The following is a 17,128-nucleotide window of genomic DNA, read 5'->3' as shown; positions in this document are numbered from 1 at the left end:
TGTTGCATACTTTAACGGTTGCTTCTCCTTTATTTTTGTGCGGTGAAAATGATTTGCATAGGGAATAGGTGAGATCATGAAATTTGTATCTTGGAATGTCAACGGAATACGGGCTTGTTTGAAAAAAGGTTTTTTAGATTATTTTTATATGATGGATGCGGATTTTTTCTGCATCCAGGAAACAAAATGCCAGGCGGGACAAGTGGCGTTGCCATTGGATGGATATTATCAATATTGGAATTATGCAGAGAAAAAAGGATATTCCGGAACAGCTGTTATTACAAAACATAAACCGCTTTCCGTTAGATATGGAGTAGGAGAAAAGGAAACCGAACCGGAAGGGCGAATTATCACTTTGGAGTATGACTTTTTTTATTTGGTGAATGTCTATACGCCGAATTCCCAAAGAGATTTGGCCCGGCTGGATAAACGATTGCAATGGGAAGATGAAATTTTTGGCTATTTAAAGGAATTGGACTGCCAAAAGCCGGTCATCTATTGCGGCGACCTGAATGTGGCGCATCAGGAAATCGACTTGAAAAATGCGAAAGCAAACATCGGAAATTCCGGTTTTACATTCGAAGAAAGAGGAAAAATGACAAGGCTTTTGTCGGAAGGATTTACGGATACTTTTCGTCACCTATACCCGGACAGAACGGATGCTTATACTTGGTGGTCTTATATGAATAAAGTCAGGGAACGAAATATCGGATGGCGAATCGATTATTTTATCGTGTCGGATCGTGTCAGAGAAGCCATCGTTGATAGCGGCATCCATTCGTCAATATTGGGGAGCGATCATTGTCCAATCGTGTTGGAAATGAATGAGCGGCGTTTGGCAGAGATTCATGAAAAAGAAAAAATGAAAGAAGGAAACGCCATTAAATAAAAGAAGTGGAATAATTGCTAAGAAAGCAATTAAATTATCATGATTTCCGTCCCGCCAATAATTATTATAAGAAAAAATGCTTAATAGTATTGAGTATTTTATCATATTCTGTTTATATTAAGAAGGAATAACAAAGGATTATCGGGGAGAAATAAATGACAAAAATGAAGTTGGTCAATGTGATGGAAGAAATTGTTACCGGACTTGTTCGGTATTTTTTGCATAGCCCGGAGTATCAAACCTTTTGCCATTGCGAAGAATGTCAATTGAAGATTGCTGCAGAAGCGCTGAACCATTTGCCCGCATATTATGCGGCCAGCGAAAATGAGCGGGAAGAAATATTCAATGAGTTAAAGAATTTAAAACAGATGGAAAGCATCAATAAAGAAATTATCCGTGCTATTCATGAAGCAGGAAAAAGAAAACATTTTGCAAAATAAAATGTCCAAAAAGTTAGAGAAAACTTTTTGGACATTTTGATTTTTGTAAGGACTTTGATAGTTACATTTTTTTCTTACATTGTAGTAAACTGAATATGACAGATGGAAAGCGAGGGTTTTGTAATGCCGACACCAAGCATGGAAGATCATATTGAACAAATATATTTGTTAATTGAAACAAAGGGATATGCTCGGGTATCTGATATAGCTGAAGCCTTATCGGTGCTGCCTTCTTCCGTAACAAAAATGGTGCAGAAATTGGATAAAGACGGCTATTTAGTATATGAAAAGTACAGAGGGTTAACACTAACACCAAAGGGAGAAAAACTGGGAAAGAGGCTTGTTAAAAGGCATGAGCTTCTCGAGCAATTTTTGCGTTTAATCGGTGTTGATGAAGATAAAATCTATCAGGATGTGGAAGGAATTGAACATCACTTGAGTTGGAATTCCATTGACCGCATTGCAGATTTAGTTCAGTTGTTAGAAGAAAACGAAGAGATTGTAAATAAACTGAAAAAGATGAAACAACAACCATAAATTTTAATTAATGAAAGGATCGGATGATGAAAGAATTAAAGGCTGGTCAAATAACAGAATTAACAGTTCTTGAAAATAACGGATCCAGATGGATTTTAACAAACGGAGAAATCAAAATCCCTCTTGATCCTTCTGAAGTTACCGCCCCGTTAAAAATAGGAGACCGCATTAAGGTCTTTTTGTATGGAAATCGTCGCGGCGAGTTGTCTGCAACGATGATGTTGCCTCAAATTACACCAGGTTCTTACGGATGGGCAAAGGTGTTAAAAGTAACAGCTGAAGGGGCATTTACAGACATTGGAACTTCGCGGGAAGTGCTCGTAAAGGCTGAGGACTTGCCCAAACTGCGCACCCTCTGGCCAAAGGCGGGAGATCATTTATGCATAACGTTATATACGAACCGCAAGGGAGAGCTTTTTGGCCGCCTCATTACCGAAGAAAAAGTGAAAGAACTGTACGAAAAAGCTTCGGAACAACTGTTTAATAAAAATGTCAAAGCGCGGGCTTATCGTCTTTTGCCGGTTGGTTCCTTTTTGTTGGGAATAGACGTGCCTTACCGCATTTTTGTACACCACAGTGAAATGGAAGCCGAGCCAAGACTTGGGCAAGATGTCGAAGTACGGATCATTGCCGTAAAAGAAGATGGAACAATGAATGGATCTTTGCTTCCACGGAGCTATGAAAGATTGGAAAAAGACGCCGAAAAAATATATGAGTACTTGAAAAGTGTTGGCGGAAAAATGCCTTTTAGCGATGAATCCACCCCCGAAGAAATTTACGCCATGTTTGATATGAGCAAAGGGGCTTTCAAAAGGGCATTAGGCGTCCTCATGAAACAGAAAAAAGTTCAGCAAAAAGACGGTTGGACAGAAATTTTATAGCGGTTTTTTGCATATACACAAAAGGGATGGGTGCGGAAACCTTTTGTGTTTTTTATTCGTACTAAATCATGAACAAACCGTTATAAGGTTTGAAAGGAGAATTGATTGAATGAAGAAATGTCTCTCTTTTTTGGCTGCCCTGTTTTTGATGTTTACATTATTTTCCGGACAAGCTTCTGCAGAAACAAAAGCGATTAATGAAAAATTGGGTGTTCCGATTGTTGTATATGGTGCAAACTTGTCAGACTCCGAAAAAGCGATGGTGCGGGAAGTTTTAAGAGTGGATGAGGAACCGGAAGTGGACGAAATCACTGTTTCGAGCCAGGATCTGGTCAAATATATTAAAAACGGCAATCCGAATGCAAGAATGTATTCGTCCGCTAAAATTACCCGCGAAGAAGAGGGAAAAGGGCTTACGGTAAGCATCGTAACCCCTGAAAACATTACGGAAGTGACTTCTGAAATGTATGCCAATGCGATGTTGACCGCCGGACTTGAAGATGCAACAATCGAAGTGGCTGCTCCAAAGCCGGTAACGGGACATTCAGCACTTGTCGGTATTTACAAGGCATATGAAGTAAAAACAGGGGAAACATTGGATGTAGAAAGAACGGATGTCGCAAATGATGAGCTGCAAGTGGCAACAGAACTTGCGGATAATGCCAATATTACTGACGATCAAGTGGCCCAATTATTGACAGAGATCAAAAAGCAAATTGCTGAGCAAAAACCTGCATCCAAAGAAGAAGTGGAGCAAATTGTAAAAGATCAGTTAGCGAAGTTAAATATTGAGTTGAGCGAAGAGGACCGGCAAATGTTAATTGATTTAATGGATCGTATTCGGAAACTGGATATTGATTTTTCCAAATGGAAAGACCAATTATCAGATTTAAGCTCGACGATTGAAGAAAATCTTCAATTTTTAAAAGATGAAGGATTTTGGGAGAAAGTGAAGAATTTCTTTAATAAGCTGATTGACATCATTTCATCATGGTTCTCTTCTTCGGAAGAACAGGGAACAAATTAAATGGAAAAATCCGCAATTTGACAGGGAGGAATGTTGATGGAGTTCAAACTGGTTGAAAGGGGAACAGACTATTTTGCTTTTGAATATAAAAAAGATGGAGAAGTATTAGCGGAAATTACTTGGAATCAGCGGGACGGCATCATGGATATGACGCATACCTTTGTATCACCGCAATTGCGCGGGCAAGGGGTCGCCAAAAAATTGCTTGAAAAGGCGGCGGAGTATGCAAGGGAACATAATTATAAAATGAATCCGATTTGTTCCTATGTGGTCGCTGAATTCCAAAAAGGCGAATACGATGATGTAAAAGCGTAAATGTTCAGTGGCATAAAAACAACAATTTGTTGTTTTTATGCCACTTTTTTATTGGACGGAATGAAAAATAGAAAGATGGGCAAATTAATGGTGAAAGGAGAAAATGCGATGGCAAAAGGGAAAAAAGTTTTATTAACTGCATTTTTGGCTGGTGTGACTGCCTATTTGAGCAAAAAAGAAAATCGTGACAAAACGATGAGGATGATCAAAGAAATGAGAAAATCATTCAGAAAGGAAACGGATTTCGGCGAAAAGAGGTATAGCAAAAGAAACAATAATGACTTGAGGGAAATCGCTGAAACGGCTGCTGATGACACAGAAACAAAGATCAGGGAAAACAATATGATTGCCGAGAGCGGATTGCAGACCGCAATCATTTATTACAACGAAAACAATCAGGAAGTCCGTTAAAGGAAAACCGAAAAACTCAATAAAAATAGCCGCAACAGTTTTTGTAAACATGCGGCTATTTTCCGTTTCAAGCATTTTTTTCAACATGTTTTTCCCTTAATCCCAACATGATGATGGAGAAGACCAAAAGAATGATGCCCGTAAAAACAAGACCATGCTGATTGCCAAGATTCAACCATCCAAGAAGCGTTGAGCCTGCAACGGTGCCGATGGAGAAAAAGCAATAAAAATAGCCATAGGCCTTTCCTCTTTCTTGATCGGTCGTAAAATCGATCATTAATGAATTGATGGAAGGGAATAGAAAGGCGAAACCGGCACCGTAAAAGGCCATCGCAATATATAGCCAGAAAATACCTTCTACAGCGCTCAACATCAAAAGAGCAAGTCCCATCAACGCGGCACCGATACATAACGTAAAGGTTGGCAACACTTTATCAAATAACCGGTTGGTTGGCAATAAAAAGATCAAAACGGCCACAACTCCGAATGTGCTGAGCAGCGTTCCGGTAATATGCGCGCCGAAATCCAAATCCTGCACACGCAAAGGCAATAAATAGGCAATCGCTCCTTGGGCAAACATTAAAAAGAAAGCTCCTGAGTAAGCTTTGATTACCCCGATATTCCGCAGAAATTTGAATGATGCAATCCTTTCTTCATTTACAGCTTTTTTTGTTTTTGAGGGAGGATTGGATTTTTTAAATACAAATAGAGAGACGATTCCAAGAATTAACAGGCAAACTCCTGTTGTGATAAAAATAACAGGAACATTGGTTTTGCTTGCCAAAATGCCGCTATAGGCAGGTCCGGAGATTGCCGCGATACCGATTAACGCCCCGGAAATGGCGCCGCCCTGTCCACGTTTTTCCTTGACGGTAATATTCGATAAAAAAGCGAAGGCAGCAGGAACAATAAATCCGCCAACAAAACCATGAACAAAACGGATCAATAACAAGACGGACGGAGTTTCAACCAAAGCATAACAGAATAATGAAATTCCGGTTGCAAACAGCCCGAAGAGAAGAACAGGCAAAGAGCCTGAACGGTCTGTCCAAAAGCCGGATATAATATTGCCGAACGTATTGGTTAGGGAATACATTCCGACGATTAATCCAGTAATAAAGGCTGTGGCACCCAATGATTCCGCAAAAGTGCTCATGACGGGCAATTGGGTAAATAAATCAAAAAAGGAAAAAAAGATAATGATATATATAAGATATCGCATAAGAGACACCTCTAATTGAAAGGTATTATCATTATTAATTATAAAATAAAAAGTATTAATAATACATGTTTATAGATGATAATTTTGTTAAACATGCAGTACAGGAAGGAAAGTGGAGAGGCCTTTTGAAAAGAAGAATGATAGAAGAATGGTAAAAGGTTTTGGAAACAAAAAGTAGTACAAACCGATAAAACGGCCTGTACTACTTTTAGGTGTGCGGTATTATTTCACTTCTACGTCTTTTTTCATTGTTTTATATTTCAAAAGATTGCTGTGCCAGCTTAATGCTTCGTCTAAGATATGAGGTGTTTGGGCATTTCCGGTAGCTTCAACTGCGCGTTTATAATAATCCCATAATTGATCTCTGAAGCTTGGATGTGCGCAGTTTTCAATGATTAATGGAACGCGTTCTTTTGGAGCAAGACCGCGCAGGTCGGCAATACCTTGTTCTGTTACGATGACGTCTACATCGTGTTCAGTATGGTCATGGTGCGAAACCATAGGAACGATAGAAGAAATAGCGCCGCCTTTTGCGTAAGATTTAGTAACGAACACCGTTAAGCGGGCATTTCGGGCAAAGTCTCCGGAACCGCCGATACCGTTCATCATTTTAGAACCGGCCACGTGAGTGGAGTTTACGTTACCATAGATATCCACTTCAAGCGCTCCGTTGATTGAAATTAGTCCGAGGCGGCGTATCACTTCCGGATGGTTGGAGATTTCTTGCGGACGCAAGCAAATTTTATCGATATATTTATCGATATTACCGAAAACATGTTTTTGTGCTTCGGCCGTTAATGTAATGGATGTTGCTGATGCAAAGCTTACTTTTCCGGCGTCAATCAAGTGGAATACAGCGTCTTGCAGGCATTCGGAATAGACTTGCAAGTTTTCGAATTCAGACTCTTTGAAGCCGTCCAATACTGCGTTCGCTACAGAGCCTACGCCGGATTGAATTGGCATTAATTCTTTTGTTAAACGTCCCGCTTTAATTTCAGAACGGAAGAAATCGAGCAACATGTCCGCCATTTTTTGCGTCTCTTCGTCCGGCGGTGTAATTAATGAAGGGGCATCCGGCTCTTCAGAGATCACGATCGCTTTGATTTTATCAAGATCCACTCGGATACCTTTTTCGCCGATGCGTTGGTTTGCTTTTGTAATAGGAATTGGTTCACGTTGTCCTTGAGGACCAGGTACATAAATATCGTGAATACCGATTAATGTCTCAGGATGAGAAATGTTTAATTCAAGAATAATATTTTCGGCATATTGCGCAAAAATCGGCGAGTTACCTACAGAAGTTGTCGGAATCAATAATCCATCTTCTGTAATCGCGCAGACTTCAATGATTGCATATTTAATAGGACCGATAATTCCTTGGCGTACTAATTCGGCATTATGGGAAAGGTGCGCATCCACGTACAAAATTTTTCCTTGGTTGATGAGATTGCGCATCGCTTTTTCCCCTTGGTAAGGACCGCGTTTGCGGATAATCCCCGCTTCAGCCATGTAGTGATCCACTTCAGGTCCAATGGAAGCTCCTGTATATACATCGAGTTGGAATTTCTCTTTTTTCGCTCTTTCAACAAGAGCCAATGGAACAACTTTCGCATCCCCGGCACGTGTAAAACCGCTCAAGCCCACAACTGCACCATCTGGAATCAATGCAGCCGCTTCTTCAGCAGAAACAATGCGATCTCTTAATTTTGGAACGCCAATTCGTTTTTCGATGATTGAATAATCCATAGAATCCTCCCCTTTATTTGTTATATAGAGAAAACTTTGTAAGAATTTTCAGTATATTGAGCAAGCGAGAATACTATGCCCGAGAGTAAATTAATAATAGCACGACTTTGTCACTCAATCTTCAAATGTTGCATGAAAATGCTTAATTATAGTATGAAAGAGAAAATACGAGTTTTTTCGACAAAAAATTATTTTAGTAAACTAATTGAAGGGAAGCGAAAAGAGAACAAAAAATCACCATCTCCAATTTAGGAAATGGTGATTTTTTGTTGAAAGGAAACAATATTTGTTGTGATATGCGGAAACTATTTTAGAATCCCAGCGAACGACGGAAATAGCTCGCATATCTTTGGCTTACAGGAATTCTTGTCCCATCTCTCATGACTAAAAGGAATGTGGAATGGGAGTCCGGTTGAATTTCATCGATATAATCGATATTGACGATGTAAGAGCGATGGCAGCGAATGAATCGATCATTGGAAAGGAATAATTCGAGATCGCTGAGATTCAAACGATGGAATCCTTCTTTATCCATTGTTTTTACAAATGTTTTGCGGAGTTGAGTTTCCAAATAAACGACTTCACTGTGTTTAATAGGGTACCAGCAGTCATCAATTTTAATAGTAATGTAGTTTGTCAAAAATGGTGATGGTTTTTGAGGGAAAATGGCAGTAACAGCCCCTTTGATTTCTCCTTCGGTGATTAAAGGAATGCTCATGCCGTAGTAAGGAACACCAAATACGTCGGATTCGATGTAAGTATTGATTTTTTTGCCGTACTGGATTGCTTTATAGGCTGCAGAGCCTTCTTTTATTGGATCGCCAGGCTTGATTTTCAAATCCACAAGTTTGCTTGGCTGATAATATATATATTCTTTTGTATCTGAAATGGCGATGGATGTATTTTCTGGGAAGAATTCTTTAATGACATTCATGATTTCTTCTATTTCTTTTGGATCCACTTTTAAACACCTCGTTTATCCGCATTTAGTTTTATTTAATTATTTTACTACATATTTTTAGAAATGAAATAGAGAAGAATGTATAATGTGAGAACATTTTGTAATGAATCACTATTTAGCATATTGCAAAGTAATTCTATTTAGCAATAGTTTGTTAGTATTTTTTTGAGATTCATCGACAATTTACATAGTACTAATAATATATAATATTTTTCAGTAACTTAATCCTAAATGGGTGTTGAAAAAAAAACGAAAATTATGGTAATATTCCTTTAGCTATGAATATTTATTTAAATTTTCGGATTTTTTCGTTAATATAGATTTATTTTTAGCAAAAATTACTTAAACCGGCACCCTTTTCATATTAAAAAATTTTTGTTTATATCAGATTTATGCTAATTTATACTAGAATAGTATTTGTGGGAATATGATGCAAATTTCATTCTGAAGAAAGTTGGGGTAATGTATGCAACTACAGCAACAATCAATTTCTGAAATGATTTCCAAGAGATATTTTCAAGAAATTGATAGTATTAACCAGTACAGCGGGATAGAAGAATTTTTTAACATTGAGTCAAAATTATTGTTTGAAATTTTTCATCTTGAAGCGGAAAAAGCAAAAAAATCATTGCACCAGCTAATTGATATTTTATCGGTCCGTTTTGGGAAACAAGTCATTAAAGAGGTAAGAAATTACTTTATTACACTTTCATCCATTGTTGCGCGAAAATTGATGGAAAATCAAGTTCCTTCGAAAAAAGCCTTTGCCTTTAACGTAGCTTGTGTAGATATGATTCAGAATAAGATGAAAGATGCGGAATTTTTGCAGTTTGCCGATGAATTGATCGACTTTTTTGTAAGTTTCATTGCCGACCGGAAACAGCCTACCTTCCGTCATCAAACGGTCAACAAAGTTATCATGTATATAAACGATGAACTGGAAAACGACTTAACGGTAGAAAGCATCGCACAAAAATTCCACATCAGCACAAGCCATCTCTCCCGTATTTTCCGAGAACATGTGGGCATTACGCTGGTTGAATATTTGAATGTGAGAAGAGTAGAGGAGTCCCAATATTATTTAAGACATACGAATAAAAGCATTACTTCCATTTCGGAACAATTCCATTTTTGCAATCAAAGCTACTTTACTCGCATTTTTAAGAAATATACAGGTGTTACGCCAAAACACTTCAGAGATGAATTGCATCATAAATTCTTTCGATTCGAACTTCCGGAAACGGCGAATGTCGAAAGGGAAAAAGAATAAAATGTTCTTGCTTTTGACACCTGCCATTTGAAATTCTAAAGTATATTCCGTTGAAATTATAGAGCATATTCCGTATACTTCAATTTAGTGAAAAATGTTTAGTAGGTGGAAAAATGAAGAGACTGACGTTATTTTCCCTTTTCGGTATTTCGCTGTTGATCTTATCAGGGTGCCAAGCAGTTCAAAATCAGGAAGGATTCTTTTATCACACTTTCGTAAAACCGATGGACTGGCTGTTGAATACACTTGGCGAATGGTTTGGCGGAAGTTATGGACTGGCCATCATTGTCATTACCATTATTGTCCGGCTGATTTTGATGCCTTTTATGTTGCGAAATTACCGCCAACAGTCCATTATGAAAACGAAAATGGATCTGATTAAGCCGAAAATGGACGAAATTCAGGAAAAATTGAAAAAGGCAAAGACAAAAGAAGAGCAGATGAAAATTCAGCAGGAAATGATGGCTTTATATCGCGAACACAATATCAATCCTTTTAACTTGGGATGTTTGCCGATATTAATTCAGTTTCCGATTATCATGGGATTATATTACTCGATCCTTTATTCCAATGAGGTGAAATCTCACGAATTTCTATGGTTTAATTTAGGTTCGCCTGATCTCATTATTACTGCGATTGCCGGTCTAATTTATTTCATTCAGGCCAAAGTTTCCTTATGGACAGTTCCTGAGGCGCAAAAGCAGCAAATGAAAATGATGGTATTCATATCTCCGATTATGATCGTTTTCATTTCGCTTTCTTCAATGGCCGCTTTGCCTCTGTATTGGTCAGTCAGCGGTTTGTTGCTGATTTTCCAAACTTATTTAGGAAGAAAGTATTATTCAGAACATGCGGTTGAACAGGCAAAATAAGGAAGGAAGTCGAGTCTTTTAGGCTCGGCTTATTTTTTTGGAGCAAACCCATGAAATTAGTGATAAAATAATAGAGCAAATTTGAATTGAGGCGGAATCAGGTGATGTTATGAAAAATAAAATGCAGAGTTATATATTGATTGGTTCATTGTTACTTTTGATTATCGCGATTGCAGCGACCATTTTGATTGTTCAAATGAATCATGATACAAAGACGGCAAATGATGAAGACAATGAAATTGCGGCCAGTCCCGATTCTGATGAAAAGGATCAAAAGAAGGAAGAGGAAAACCAGGGAACGTCTGAACCGGCCGGAGATGAGCAGCACAAAGGAACGGTTGAAGGAAAACAACAAGAAACACCTCAGCCGCAACAACCGAAACAGCAGCAAAATCAACAGACAAACAAACAACAGGCGCAACCGAAACAGCATCAGCCGGCAGAAAACAAAACTGTCGATAATAATGGTTATATCGAAGGGCAGCAATTGCCCAGCAAGCCCACTTATATTAAAGGGGTGTTAATTGCCAACAAAAAATATCCGCTTCCAAAAGATTTTGCCCCGGGCGAAAGCAAAGAAGCCCGCGCCGCTTTTGAAAAAATGGCGCAAGATGCAAGAAAACATGGTTTTGAATTAGTGGCATTCAGTACTTACCGTTCTTATGAATATCAGCAAATGCTCTATAACAGATACGTACAACGGGACGGCAAAGAAAAGGCCGACCGTTACAGCGCCCGGCCCGGCTATTCTGAACATCAAACGGGATTGGCATTCGATATCGGGGAAAAGAGCCGGGAAGATTTATGGCTAACGGAGGAATTTGGAGAATCACCGGCAGGGAAATGGTTGGCGGCAAATGCGCATAAATATGGCTTTATTTTAAGATATCCAAAGGGTAAAGAGCACATTACCGGTTATATGTATGAAGCTTGGCATTTCCGTTATTTGGGAGTGGATCTCGCAACAAAAGTAAAAGAGTCAGGTCTGACTTTAGAAGAATATTTAGGCATTGTTTAAAAAAAGAATTCGTTTTTCCAAAGGTCAAGCGGCTTTTGGAGAAACGAATTCTTTTTATAATATCGGGGACAGCAGCCGGGAAATGGATTCTTTAAATTTGATGATAAAGGAACGGTTTTCATATTGTTCCAAAGTCAATTCCCGGGAATCTAAAATATCTTTTTCAAAGATTTCCGCCAGTTCATGGGAAATTTGACGGTCGTATATAAATGCATTCACTTCGAAGTTCAGTTTGAAGCTTCGGACATCCACATTCGCGGTTCCTACAGATGCGGCTTCATCGTCAATGACGATGGTTTTGGCATGAATAAAGCCTTTATCGTAAATATAGACTTTTGCTCCCGCTTTCAATAATTCGCCGATATAAGAATAGGTCGCCCAATAAACGAACATATGGTCAGGTTTGTTCGGGATCATGATGCGTACATCAATTCCGGAAAGGCTGGCCACTTCAATGGCATTCAGGAAGCCGTTATCCGGGATAAAGTAGGGAGTTTGAATATAAATATATTTCTTTGCATCCATTAATAATTTTAAATAGGCGTTCTTAATAGCAGGCCAGTCGGTATCCGGTCCGCTTGAAATAATTTGCATGGCCACATCCCCTTTTTTCGGAATGGCGGGAAAATAGCGGTCGGAATAGGCAATTTTATTTTCGCTTGCCTGGTTCCAATCCAGGATAAAACGCGTCTGGAGTGGGTGAACGGAACTGCCTTCAATCCGCAGATGAGTATCTCTCCAATAACCAAATTTATTATTTAATCCAATATATTCATCTCCGACATTAAATCCGCCTATATAACCAATTCTGCCGTCAATCACGACGATTTTCCGATGGTTTCTGAAATTGAGGCGGGGATTAATGAGAGGGAATATCGAAGGAAAAAAGATTTCAACTTCTCCGCCTAATTCAATCAGCTCTTTAAAATGTCTCTTTTTTATTCCCCTGGAGCCCATTTCATCATACAATATTCTGACTTTGACGCCTTGTTTTGCTTTTTTCTTTAACGCTTCATAAATTCTTTGGCCCAAGTTATCGAGTTTAAAAATGTAATATTGGATGTGTATATGATCTTTTGCATTTAATATATCATTGATTAAAGCCTGGAATTTTTCGACTCCATCATCATAGATGAGCACATGATTGTCTTGGGTAAGGACGGCATCCCCCGTATTCAGATTCATTTGAATGAGATTTTTGTAATTTTTCACGTAGTCTTCGTTAAATTGAAAAGTATCTTTTTCCAGGGCTTCGATTTGGTAGCTGATTAATTTGTCAATGCCTATGTCCTTTTTGCCTTCCCAGCGGAATAAATGTTTATTTCTCAATTGTCTGCCCAACAGCAAATATAAAATGAAGCCTACCAGTGGCAGGAAAAATAGCACAAGTATCCATGCCCATGTGGAGGAAGCGTCCCTTCTCTCCAAAAAGATGATGGTAATGGCAAGAATAACGTTTAACACAAACAAAATAGGGATGAAAGGAATTGAATTGATCAGAATGCTCATTCTACCCACCTGCTTCCCCCGAATGTTATACAATACATTATTATAACGCATTCTTCTTGAAATAGAAAATATTGGAACAACAAAAGGCAACCCAGCAACAGCAGGTTGCCCATCATTCAATATTGTTCTGCTTGCAAATAAATATCCGAGAAATCACCTTGGGCAAGTTTTTTGCTATTGATGAAAAATTTGATGATTCCCGAATCTCCCCACATGATATTCTGTTCATCATCCGAGACAATTTGCAATAGCAATGTATCGTACCGTTTTAAGAGTTTTGAATTGCTTCGCATGTCATGATGGATAAAATATGGATATCCCCCGATTTTATGTTCCGCCCCCAAAAAATGTTCAAAATAATGTTCTTCCAGAGTGCGTCCATCAGGAAGCTGTTTCGTCAAATCGAGGTGGCTGATATATTGTTTTAACCGATAATCCATTGCGGATACGGGTTCGATTTTATTCAAGAAGCGAAGAGCCATTTGATTTTTGATTGGAGAATAAGAAAAACTTTTTAAAAACGGAAAATCGGTAATGAGTTCTTCCTCTGGCAATATTTTTGGGAAATATCGGACTTTAAAATAATGCTGGAAAATTCCTTCGCTCATTTGATATGTGAGCAAAGATGGAGAAATAAAAAATTGCAAAATGCCGCTTGAAGGAAAAGGATAAAACGATTGGACTTGTTCAAAATTGATTTGGGCAAGAAAAATTAAATAGTTTCCATCGATGTCTTTCGGGTAGTTCATGATTTTTGGCAAATACGGATAACCTGAAAATTTGCTATCTGTCAGTTGCGTTCTTTGGATTTTAGGGATGATATTGATCGCTCTTAAAGTGGATGCCTCCAACCTAGTTCGAATTCCTTCAAATTGGGACGGCAAGGATAATGAATGTGAAAAGTCCAAATTTGATCCTCCAACACCTTTTTTATTTTTATAACCGTTTATAGTAAATGTATGCATCATTGCATACGTTTTTTAATATTTAAAAGGCGGCGCCTGAAAATTTTCAGGCGCTCTTTGTTGACAATTTGCGGAATAAGGAATGATGAATGAACGGAAAGGGAAACCGAAGAAATCTACTATTTCTCATAGCTCTTCATTATAGTCTGCGCGAAGAGAATTTCTGGAACGATTGAAGAAGAGAAGCAGCACGATGACAATCAGAGCGATAAATGTTGAAACGTAATATGTTAAATCAGTTCCGACTTTAAATAAGACAGTGAAAAACACTGGACCAATAATTCTCCCTAAATTATCCATCGAATAGGCAATTCCGGAAGCTAAACCGTATTTTCCTCCGGATTCCTTCGTAGTCAACGAAACAACACAAGTTCTGGCCAATGCATTTCCGGCAGTAAACACGCAAAGGGCAACGCCGGCCATTACCAAACCGGAAGTGATTGTAATTAAAAGAAGTCCGATAGCAGTAATGATTTGAGCTGCAATCAGCCACTTCGTTTCAGTGCCATCTTTGATTTGGCGAATGACGCCTCCTTGTATGAACGCATCAACAAAACCGCTGAACATAAATAAAGATCCTAATTGGGCAGGCGTGATGTCAATACGGTCAATCTGGAACAGCTGGAATGTCGCCTCAACTCCAGCCAATATGAACGTGACAAAAAATGCGAAAATGAATAAATAACGGATGCGATATTGAAAAAGTGCGGAGGCGCCTTTCGGGATTATTTCCCGTTTGCTTGCTTCGCCTTTTCTATCCGGTTCTTTTAATGCAATCAGTGCAATGACAAAAAGAATGGCGATTAAAGCAGCCGAAATCGTAAAAGGAAGGTGCAGCCTGATTTCACCCAGCACACCGCCTACAGCAGGACCGAAAATGAACCCCAGACCGATGGACATTCCCATCAAGCCCATGTATTTGTTTCGATTTTCGTTTGTGGAAATGTCGCTGATGTAACCGGTAACGGATGTATATAAAGCTCCGGAAAACAAGCCGCCAACCAACCTTGAAAAATACAACATGTATAAGTTATCAATAAATAAGCTGAAAATAAGAAAACTCAAACTAAAACCAACGAGACCGACCAGTATCAATTGTTTTCGGCCGAATTTGTCCGAAATTTCTCCCCATAAAGGCGCAGTAAAAAAGCTCGCTAGTGCATAAATCGTCAGCAATCCTCCGACATGGACTTCATTCCATTGATTTTGCACAATTACTTCCGGCAAAACAGGAATGATGATGCCAAACCCTAAATAGACGAGAAATTGTATCGATAATAATAAAAACAAATTTTTCATAACTTTCCTGCCTTCTATCATTTTTTAATCAGTATGAACATAGTAAATTTTAACTTTACCTATTTTTGAAAACAAGTAAATTACCCTGCTGCATAGGTATAAAAATGTTTTGATCGTTGCGGACTTGTAATACAATTGAAAAATTTAGGATGAATCAATCATGCTACAATAATTTCAAGAAGAAGGTGCGTGAAACCCTTTTTACTATTTATACGTTGCAAATAATATAACGAATAAGGACAGGTGGTTGGTATGGCGAAGGAAGTGGATTTGAAAAAAATTGCCTCAAAATTATCGAAATTGGGGGTTACAGCCACAGTGACGAAATCCCGGCTGGAATTGTTAAAAGTATTAGCGCCGCCACGGACAACTTCCCAATATTAATTTGTAGCATTCGAATCCAAAAAAATTCCCGCTCAAGCGGGAATTTTTTTATAAATCGTCATCTCTTGCCGAGAACATATATTTTCTATAATGATATTTCATGCTAAATACAAGACCGATCGCCAAGGCGTTCCCCATGAGCGAACTTCCGCCATAGCTGATAAACGGCAAAGGAATCCCCGTAATTGGCAGCAATTGAATGGTCATTCCGATGTTTTCGAATACATGGAATGTAATCATGGCGATAATTCCGGCACATACATATGTACAGAATGGGTCTTTCAATGTAAGGGTGATTCTTGTTAGATGGTAAATCAACAAGAAATACAGGCAGATGACGAAACTTGCGCCGATAAATCCCCATTCTTCGCCGATTACAGAAAAAATGAAGTCTGTATGGTTTTCGGGAACATACACTTCCCGGTTCATGTAACCTTTTCCCAAAATTTCTCCCGAACCAATAGCGTTTAATGAAGTGATTAAATGGTATCCGTTTTGATCGGAATAAGAGTAAGGATCGAGCCATGAATAAATTCGTCCAAATTGATATGATTTTACACCGAGATGTTTCTCCAGGAAATCTTGCATATATAATGCCATCCATATGATGGAACCTGCCAATACGACGCCGCCTGCAAAAATGGGGATAATAATTTTCCATGAAATTCCTGCCACCACAACTAATGCGGCTGTAATAGCAATAAATACCAACGACGAACCCAAATCCGGCTGCTGCATAATTAAGGCGAGCGGAACAAGCAAAGTCAGACCGATTTTTCCGAGTAATATCAGGTCGGTTTTAATGGTTTTGACTGTATATTTTTCATGGTGGGTACTAATCAGTTTTGCGGCGGCAAGAATGTAAAAGGTCTTCATAAATTCGGAAGGCTGGATGCTTCCGAACGGAAGGTTATACCAGCTTTTTGCGCCGTTTTTCGGCTCACCGATTTGTCCTGGTCCTTCAGGCATAAAAATGAGCAAAACGAGCAGGAAAATTCCAAAACCGTATAGATACCAGGACAATTTTTTGTATTGCTCCGGTTCAAAGTACATGACAACCGCTATGATAGCGGCTCCAATGATGTACCATTGCAATTGTTTGAGGACGAAATTTACATTGCCATACTGCCCCGATGTTTGGGCGGAGGAAATAGCAACCAAGCTTATGATTAAAAACAGTACAAGTATAGCAGCAAGTTTCCAATCGAATCTTTCTGCAAAGTTTCTGTTATTTTCCATTTTGTCCACCTATGTTCTATAATATTGCATTTTCAAAGCGTTCTTCTATCAGTATACTGTATCATATTTTATTAGCGATTAAAAAATATCCTTCATAGATTTATCACATGATTAAGACGAAGGCAATGTGAAATTGTTTCAAA

Annotated in this window: 18 protein-coding genes; 11 read left to right on the top strand and 7 right to left on the bottom strand. The window is 38.6% G+C overall.

Going from position 1 to position 17,128, the window contains the following annotated elements; translation table 11 throughout:
- Window positions 1-76: 76 nt before the first annotated feature.
- The 7 genes from NST62_RS12460 (at window position 77) to NST62_RS12430 (ending at window position 4,500) form a co-directional block, all read left to right on the top strand.
- Entirely contained in the window at window positions 77-889 is an 813-nt protein-coding gene (locus NST62_RS12460) for an exodeoxyribonuclease III (protein ID WP_141602644.1), read from the top strand.
- A gap of 155 nt (window positions 890-1,044) precedes the next feature.
- Window positions 1,045-1,329, top strand: a complete 285-nt coding sequence (locus NST62_RS12455; RefSeq protein ID WP_141602645.1) for a late competence development ComFB family protein — start codon at window positions 1,045-1,047, stop codon at window positions 1,327-1,329.
- Between the two features lie 123 nt (window positions 1,330-1,452).
- Window positions 1,453-1,866 carry a transcriptional regulator MntR gene (gene mntR, locus NST62_RS12450; RefSeq protein WP_141602646.1) on the top strand — a complete coding sequence of 138 codons (414 nt, stop codon included), beginning with the start codon at window positions 1,453-1,455 and terminating at the stop codon, window positions 1,864-1,866.
- 26 nt (window positions 1,867-1,892) lie between these two features.
- A complete protein-coding gene (locus NST62_RS12445) occupies window positions 1,893-2,747 on the top strand; it encodes a S1-like domain-containing RNA-binding protein (RefSeq protein ID WP_181733268.1) in 855 nt (284 codons plus the stop codon).
- A gap of 109 nt (window positions 2,748-2,856) precedes the next feature.
- Window positions 2,857-3,774, top strand: a complete 918-nt coding sequence (locus tag NST62_RS12440) for a DUF1002 domain-containing protein (RefSeq protein ID WP_141602648.1) — start codon at window positions 2,857-2,859, stop codon at window positions 3,772-3,774.
- 36 nt (window positions 3,775-3,810) lie between these two features.
- Entirely contained in the window at window positions 3,811-4,089 is a 279-nt protein-coding gene (locus tag NST62_RS12435; RefSeq protein ID WP_141602649.1) for a GNAT family N-acetyltransferase, read from the top strand.
- A gap of 108 nt (window positions 4,090-4,197) precedes the next feature.
- A complete protein-coding gene (locus NST62_RS12430) occupies window positions 4,198-4,500 on the top strand; it encodes a hypothetical protein (RefSeq protein WP_141602650.1) in 303 nt (100 codons plus the stop codon).
- 67 nt (window positions 4,501-4,567) lie between these two features.
- Here the strand turns inward: NST62_RS12430 and NST62_RS12425 are convergent, their stop codons facing one another.
- The 3 genes from NST62_RS12425 to NST62_RS12415 all read right to left on the bottom strand — a co-directional run bounded on the left by NST62_RS12425 (window position 4,568) and on the right by NST62_RS12415 (window position 8,429).
- Window positions 4,568-5,722, bottom strand: a complete 1,155-nt coding sequence (locus NST62_RS12425) for an MFS transporter (RefSeq protein ID WP_141602651.1) — start codon at window positions 5,720-5,722, stop codon at window positions 4,568-4,570.
- 222 nt (window positions 5,723-5,944) lie between these two features.
- On the bottom strand, window positions 5,945-7,468 hold the full coding sequence (locus tag NST62_RS12420) for an acetyl-CoA hydrolase/transferase family protein (protein ID WP_141602652.1): 1,524 nt from the start codon (window positions 7,466-7,468) through the stop codon (window positions 5,945-5,947).
- Between the two features lie 310 nt (window positions 7,469-7,778).
- Complete coding sequence (locus tag NST62_RS12415; protein WP_141602653.1) at window positions 7,779-8,429, bottom strand: LytTR family DNA-binding domain-containing protein; 651 nt, start codon at window positions 8,427-8,429, stop codon at window positions 7,779-7,781.
- Window positions 8,430-8,895: 466 nt separating this feature from the next.
- Between NST62_RS12415 and NST62_RS12410 the strand changes: the two genes are divergently transcribed.
- The 3 genes from NST62_RS12410 (at window position 8,896) to NST62_RS12400 (ending at window position 11,589) form a co-directional block, all read left to right on the top strand.
- Window positions 8,896-9,699 carry an AraC family transcriptional regulator gene (locus NST62_RS12410; RefSeq protein WP_328215984.1) on the top strand — a complete coding sequence of 268 codons (804 nt, stop codon included), beginning with the start codon at window positions 8,896-8,898 and terminating at the stop codon, window positions 9,697-9,699.
- Window positions 9,700-9,812: 113 nt separating this feature from the next.
- Window positions 9,813-10,571: a membrane protein insertase YidC gene (yidC, locus tag NST62_RS12405; RefSeq protein ID WP_141602654.1), complete on the top strand. Its 759-nt coding sequence runs from the start codon at window positions 9,813-9,815 to the stop codon at window positions 10,569-10,571.
- Window positions 10,572-10,680: 109 nt separating this feature from the next.
- Complete coding sequence (locus NST62_RS12400; protein WP_141602655.1) at window positions 10,681-11,589, top strand: M15 family metallopeptidase; 909 nt, start codon at window positions 10,681-10,683, stop codon at window positions 11,587-11,589.
- A 54-nt stretch (window positions 11,590-11,643) separates the two neighbouring features.
- On the opposite strand, the gene cls is transcribed toward NST62_RS12400, so the two are convergent.
- From cls to NST62_RS12385, 3 genes are all read right to left on the bottom strand, one after another.
- Complete coding sequence (cls, locus tag NST62_RS12395; protein WP_141602656.1) at window positions 11,644-13,098, bottom strand: cardiolipin synthase; 1,455 nt, start codon at window positions 13,096-13,098, stop codon at window positions 11,644-11,646.
- Window positions 13,099-13,214: 116 nt separating this feature from the next.
- Window positions 13,215-14,006 carry a YwqG family protein gene (locus NST62_RS12390; RefSeq protein WP_181733269.1) on the bottom strand — a complete coding sequence of 264 codons (792 nt, stop codon included), beginning with the start codon at window positions 14,004-14,006 and terminating at the stop codon, window positions 13,215-13,217.
- A 183-nt stretch (window positions 14,007-14,189) separates the two neighbouring features.
- Window positions 14,190-15,362, bottom strand: a complete 1,173-nt coding sequence (locus tag NST62_RS12385) for an MFS transporter (protein WP_181733270.1) — start codon at window positions 15,360-15,362, stop codon at window positions 14,190-14,192.
- A 252-nt stretch (window positions 15,363-15,614) separates the two neighbouring features.
- Here NST62_RS12385 and NST62_RS12380 point away from each other — a divergent pair, with 252 nt between their 5' ends.
- Window positions 15,615-15,746, top strand: coding sequence for an Lmo0850 family protein (locus NST62_RS12380; protein ID WP_281279223.1), 132 nt, complete (start codon window positions 15,615-15,617; stop codon window positions 15,744-15,746).
- Between the two features lie 48 nt (window positions 15,747-15,794).
- Here NST62_RS12380 and NST62_RS12375 read toward each other — a convergent pair whose 3' ends face one another.
- On the bottom strand, window positions 15,795-16,985 hold the full coding sequence (locus tag NST62_RS12375) for an FtsW/RodA/SpoVE family cell cycle protein (protein ID WP_328220029.1): 1,191 nt from the start codon (window positions 16,983-16,985) through the stop codon (window positions 15,795-15,797).
- Window positions 16,986-17,128 lie beyond the last annotated feature (143 nt).

Origin of the sequence: Ureibacillus sp. FSL K6-8385, assembly GCF_038593155.1 — a bacterium.
Lineage (GTDB): Bacteria > Bacillota > Bacilli > Bacillales_A > Planococcaceae > Ureibacillus > Ureibacillus terrenus.
The sequence above is the reverse complement of the archived record's forward strand: the minus strand, read 5'-3'. Positions and strand labels throughout refer to the sequence as shown.